Origin of the sequence: Okeania sp. SIO3B5, from assembly GCF_010692555.1 — a bacterium.
In the GTDB taxonomy this organism is placed as follows: Bacteria; Cyanobacteriota; Cyanobacteriia; order Cyanobacteriales; family Microcoleaceae; genus Okeania.
In genome coordinates, this window is sequence record NZ_JAAHHG010000530.1 from 1 (window position 1) to 5,032 (window position 5,032).

At 33.0% G+C, this 5,032-nt stretch carries 4 protein-coding genes; 3 read left to right on the forward strand and 1 reads right to left on the reverse strand.

Features of this window, described 5'->3' with window-relative positions; translation table 11 throughout:
• Nucleotides 1-433: 433 nt before the first annotated feature.
• Nucleotides 434-1,006 (reverse strand): phospholipase D-like domain-containing protein, encoded by a 573-nt coding sequence (locus tag F6K54_RS37470; protein WP_293089077.1) that lies wholly within the window; start codon nt 1,004-1,006, stop codon nt 434-436.
• Nucleotides 1,007-1,414: 408 nt separating this feature from the next.
• On the opposite strand from F6K54_RS37470, the gene F6K54_RS37475 reads away from it, so the two are divergent.
• From F6K54_RS37475 to F6K54_RS37485, 3 genes are all read left to right on the forward strand, one after another.
• On the forward strand, nt 1,415-3,523 hold the full coding sequence (locus tag F6K54_RS37475) for an ATP-binding protein (RefSeq protein ID WP_293089078.1): 2,109 nt from the start codon (nt 1,415-1,417) through the stop codon (nt 3,521-3,523).
• A 603-nt stretch (nt 3,524-4,126) separates the two neighbouring features.
• A complete protein-coding gene (locus tag F6K54_RS37480) occupies nt 4,127-4,819 on the forward strand; it encodes a hypothetical protein (RefSeq protein ID WP_293089079.1) in 693 nt (230 codons plus the stop codon).
• Nucleotides 4,812-5,032 (forward strand): hypothetical protein (locus F6K54_RS37485; protein WP_293089080.1); only part of this gene is annotated, 221 nt, incomplete at its 3' end. The genes F6K54_RS37480 and F6K54_RS37485, both read left to right, overlap by 8 nt.

The following is a 5,032-nucleotide window of genomic DNA, read 5'->3' on the forward strand; positions in this document are numbered from 1 at the left end:
TTATAAAAAAACTTTATCCCTTTGAACTCTTTCTTCCCTTCTGCCTTCCCCTCCTGGGAGGGGTTAGGGGTGGGTTGCCTTCTGCCTTCCTTCCTCCAAAGTGTAAGTATTCAACCGAACATGATATTACAGACCTAAAAAGGCACTTACCTTTATCTGTAAATGCTTTAATACTTAATCAGCAAGCCCTAATTAATATTATTTCTGAAAAAATATGATGGGATGCGATGGCTTTTTGAGTTATTTTTGAGGAGCGATCGCATCCTATTATATCATGTCCGGTAGCATCGGTATTGTAAGCGCGAAAGTAAGGAAGAAGGAAGAAGGAAGAGGGAAGAAGGCTTAAAAGCTTGAAAAAACTTAAATTTCCTGTAGATATTCACCCTTGGTTTTACACAAACAATACTAGCGGACATGATATTATTATATATTCCTAGCTAATTTTTTTTGCTGCCAAGTTGGGAGCTTGAGAAAAATAATTAATCAAGTTTTGAATGTTATTAATATTATTAGTCCAAATTCCAATTTCTTCATGGCAGTTATCAGTATTTCCAGGTTTTGAACAGAGAAAATTTGCACTTGTAACTACGGCAAATTTATAATCACAAACCCAAACTTTGGCGTGAGTGCCTATTAGTTTCAGTTGAAAATGTTCGGGGAAGAATTGTTTGAGTTTTTGTAATTCACTCATAGCATCATATTTCCAAGTATTAGAAGGTTTAAATTCCCAACAACCATTACCAGGAATAATAATATTACCAATATCTTGTTGCCATCCCCAATTAATCTGTATTTTAACTTTGCGGTTAAGGGTATTTTTAAATTCTTGAATCAGATTATTATCGAGGCTATAACGAGTTAGCCAAGGGCAAACAATAATAATTTTTTCTTGTGCTTGACGGAGGGTTTTTAGGAGTAGGTAACGATGTTGATGTTTGCCTTGAATGAGTTCTTGATAGTTAAAAGGGTCGATATTTTTCCAGTGGGAGTTAGTAGTTATAAACATTTGGATATTTCCTATTTATTGAAGCTATGAAACGTAAGCATTTCCTGCGGAATGCTGCGCAAACAGCTATTAGCTTTCAGCTATCAGCAACAAGACTATTTCCTTAAGGACAGTGTTTAAATTAACAACTGACTTTAAGTGCAAGGGAGCCAACTTTTGTAGTAAGAAAATTAATAAAGCTTTTATATTAAATTAAAAGCAATAGCTGTTAACGCAGTTCCTCCGGAGGAGGCTAGCTGATAACGCAGTTCCTCCGGTAGGAGGCTGGCTGACGGCTGAATGCTTACTATGAAACTATTCTGCTGACAATTTCATTATTTGTCGGTAAGATAAGTTAAGAAGTTTAGTAACCTGACTAGGTACGAAACAGTAAGGTTCAACTAAAAAGTAAGTTTTATAAGTCAAAGAATGATGGATGAGCAAGAAGCATTAGAAATTGTTAATGAGGCAATTTTTCAAAAGGAAGGAAGAAAACTAAAAGATATTGAAGAGCTTATTTTTATTGGTGCTTTTCAAAACCTTACTTATGGAAAAATTGCTGAAAATAGCGACTATGATGAGCAGCATATTAAAAACAAAGGTGCTACTTTTTGGAATTTACTATCAGAAGCGTTGGGAGAAAAGGTGAGTAAGAAGAATTTTTTGGGAGCATTGGAAAGACGAAAATCTTGCTCTGGAAAGTCATCTATCTCGCTTTCTTCAAACAAGTCTTTACCGCCAGAATTAACTACAGAAATAAATATTCCGAAAAAACCAGATTTTGTAGGGAGAGAAGAAGCGATCGCTCACCTTAATACTCTTATTACTAGCCGAAATGCAAAAATTATTGGTATTTATGGCAAGGGAGGTATTGGAAAAACAACTCTTGCTCGTGAATATTTGCAAATTCAAAAGCTCAAAATTCTAGAGCTTAATGTTGGGATGGATACTGAATATATTACTTCTGTCAAAAGTTGGGGAAAACGTCAAATAAAGCAACAATTTAAACAGCAAGCTGAAGAAAAATTCATTGATATGCTGGAGCAACTAAAATATTTACTCCAGAATGAAAAAGAAAAAGTAGGAATATTAATTGATAATGTAGAAACTGCTCTTGATGAAAAGGGAAAATTCAAACAAGAGCATCGTGATTATATTGAATTAATAACAAGAGTTTTAAATCATCCCACTGTTAATGCCATAACATTAATTACTTGTCGCGAAGAAATTAATGAGGCAAAATTAAGTTTTATAGAATCATATCCATTACCAGAATTAAGCGAGTTAGCATGGCAAGAATTTTTCAGCATATTTGAAATTAATATAAATACTCTTGCTTTAGGTGAAATTCACAAAGCCTATGGGGGAAATGCTTTAGCAATGAAAGTTATTACACACCCAATAAAAACATATTATGGTGGTAGTTTAGAGGATTATTGGCTGGATAATAAACAATTTTTATTAAAGGGGCAAATTAAGGATTTAATTGCTAGTCAGTTTGACCGTTTATTTGAACATGATCGTCATGCTTATAATCTTCTTTGTCGTTTAGGAATTTATCCTTATCGAGAGATTCCTAGAGTACAAAAAATTGGGCTTTCTTGTTTACTTTGGGATGTAAAAAAATCAGAAACTATGCAGGTAATTGAATCTTTACAAAGACGATATTTAATAGAGTTTGAAGCGGGAGAATATTGGCTACATCCAGTTATTAGAGCAGAATCTCTGACAAGATTAGATGCTCTGGATAATACTCTTCTTTTGATGAAGAAAGAAATTGATAAGTTATTCGCCGGGGAAGAGAAAATTCAGTATTTTTTAGAATGGTTAAGAGAAGTTACTCTTCTAGATTCAGATTTTACACCATTAGATTTTAGAGCTTTTTATCTTTGTCTTGAATATGTGTACAGTTTCGGAATTTTTGAGCAATACGAATTTTTGGAACTAGCTAGTTTTTTTGGTATCCCTTCTATAGAAGAAATTGGAGAAGTATTTTGGGATTTTATTACTTCTACTGATGTTAGTAAGATTGACGAAGAAATGAAAGTAGTTTATGAAATACATGAATATCTACTATACGACTTTTTAATGGATAAAAGGTTATACGATATACTTGAACTTGGCAGGTGTTCGAGCTTCGATCCTAAAAATTATTTAGCAAGTCAAATTGATTATTTAACTGGAGATGGACAGTATATTGATTTGGAGTTAAAACAAGCATTACAGAAATTAAAATCCGAATTGCCAGACCCAAATCAAAAAGAAGAACTGTTTGATGCTTGGTGGAAAACTAATAGTAAAAATTGGGCTGAAAAGCTAAGAAAAATAATGATTGAATATCGTGAAATTGGTCACGACTGGCAATTTAATTGGCACGATCGCTTGCTTTTAGAGGAATATTATCACGCAAATGTTTTACTTTTATATTGTCTATACTATTGTGACTATCATTTAACTGATTCTGTGCGAAATAAAATTAAAGATGAATTACTTTTACCGAAAAATTTTGGGTATGCGCCTCCCCTTTTAAGGGGATAAAAAAAAGAACATATTCCTTATTTCAAGCCTCTTGCTTTCCTGCGGAATGTTGCGCAAACAGCTAGAGGTACTGATAACTGATAACTGATAACTGATAACTGAAATTACCTATCGCTGAAATCGAAAAAAGGAAAGAGCAAAAATGATAGATAAAACCCAAGAAGCAGATACAACTATTGCAGCGGAAAAATGCTGATTCTATCGGACAAGAAGAATTATTAGGAGATAATCTCAGAAATAATTGGTCTCCAGAAAGGCCCTCAGAGATGTAAGTATCTTATTCACTCCCAATGCTAATGCTGTCTTGTATCAGATGGCCAAAAGTCATAACGGTCATAAGTTCCCTGATTTTAAAGTTTATTATTAGAGTTTATTTCTGAGTAAGAATAGCTTATGCAAAATGGGAAGGTTAGAGGAAAGTTAGCTTATAATATTGGAGTAAAACATATAGCAGGGAACAGTTCAAGAATTTAGAATTAAGAATTTAGAATTTAGAATTACCTCTCCTTAAATTTTAACGCCTACCTACTTATATGATTTGTGTGCAATCAGGAAACAAATACTTATAAAATTTGTCATTAAATTATATTAACGAGAATTATTATGAATCAAAAACTAAATCTGGTGTTATTTTTATTGGCATTAACAATAATAACACCTTTACATTTACCAAGAGTAATAGCACAAACTATTCAAGTACAAAATAATTCTAATAATAATTGGGAAAAAGCTTTTGAAGATTTTTTTAATAAATCTGAAGAACCACCAGTAAAACACAAGGAGGGTACTTCTAGAGGTCTTGAATTATGTTTAGTTTCTCCTGGTTTAATAGAAGGAGAAGGAAAAATATGGAATACTCGCCCTATATTTATTTGGCAAGGAAAATTAAACAGAATTGAGATTCACCCCTCTAATAGCGGGGAGGTTTTGTGGACTTTTGATATTCAAGATGATGAAGAAATAGTTGATTATACTGGGGAAAAATTAGAACCTGGTAATACTTATCGTTGGAGAATATTTGACAGTACAAATTCTATTGCTGGTATGCAACAAAGAACTTTTGAAATTATGGATGTAGAAAAACATGAAGCTATTACTCAAGATTTAGCTAAACTCGATCTAGATTTAAACAAACAAGGATCTACAAAAAAAGAAGATATCGCTCTAGCTAGATTTCAATTTTTTGCTGAACGTAATTTATGGTCTGACGCTTTATCAGAAGTATTTAAAATTAAGAAACCTTCTAAAGAATTGCAAGCTTTTCGTAGCAATATTTTGCAGCATTTGTGTGAATAAGAGCAAAATTAAATCCATTGAAGAAGGAAGAAGGAAGAGGGAAGAGGGAAGAAGGAAAAATCTTGTTTTGTCTGAGTTTAAAGCTTTACTCCCCTACTCCCAACTATATAAAAGGAAGAGGGAAGAAGGAAGAAGGAAGAGGGAAGAGGGAAGAAGGAAAAATCTTGTTTTGTCTGAGTTTAAAGCTTTACTCCCCTACTCCCAACTATATAA

Bases quoted from the DNA above. Each gene is read 5' to 3' on its own strand.
- F6K54_RS37480 (WP_293089079.1), top strand. From the start codon at position 4,127: ATGAATCAAAAACTAAATCTGGTGTTATTTTTATTGGCATTAACAATA.
- F6K54_RS37470 (WP_293089077.1), bottom strand. From the start codon at position 1,006: ATGTTTATAACTACTAACTCCCACTGGAAAAATATCGACCCTTTTAAC.
- F6K54_RS37475 (WP_293089078.1), top strand. From the start codon at position 1,415: ATGATGGATGAGCAAGAAGCATTAGAAATTGTTAATGAGGCAATTTTT.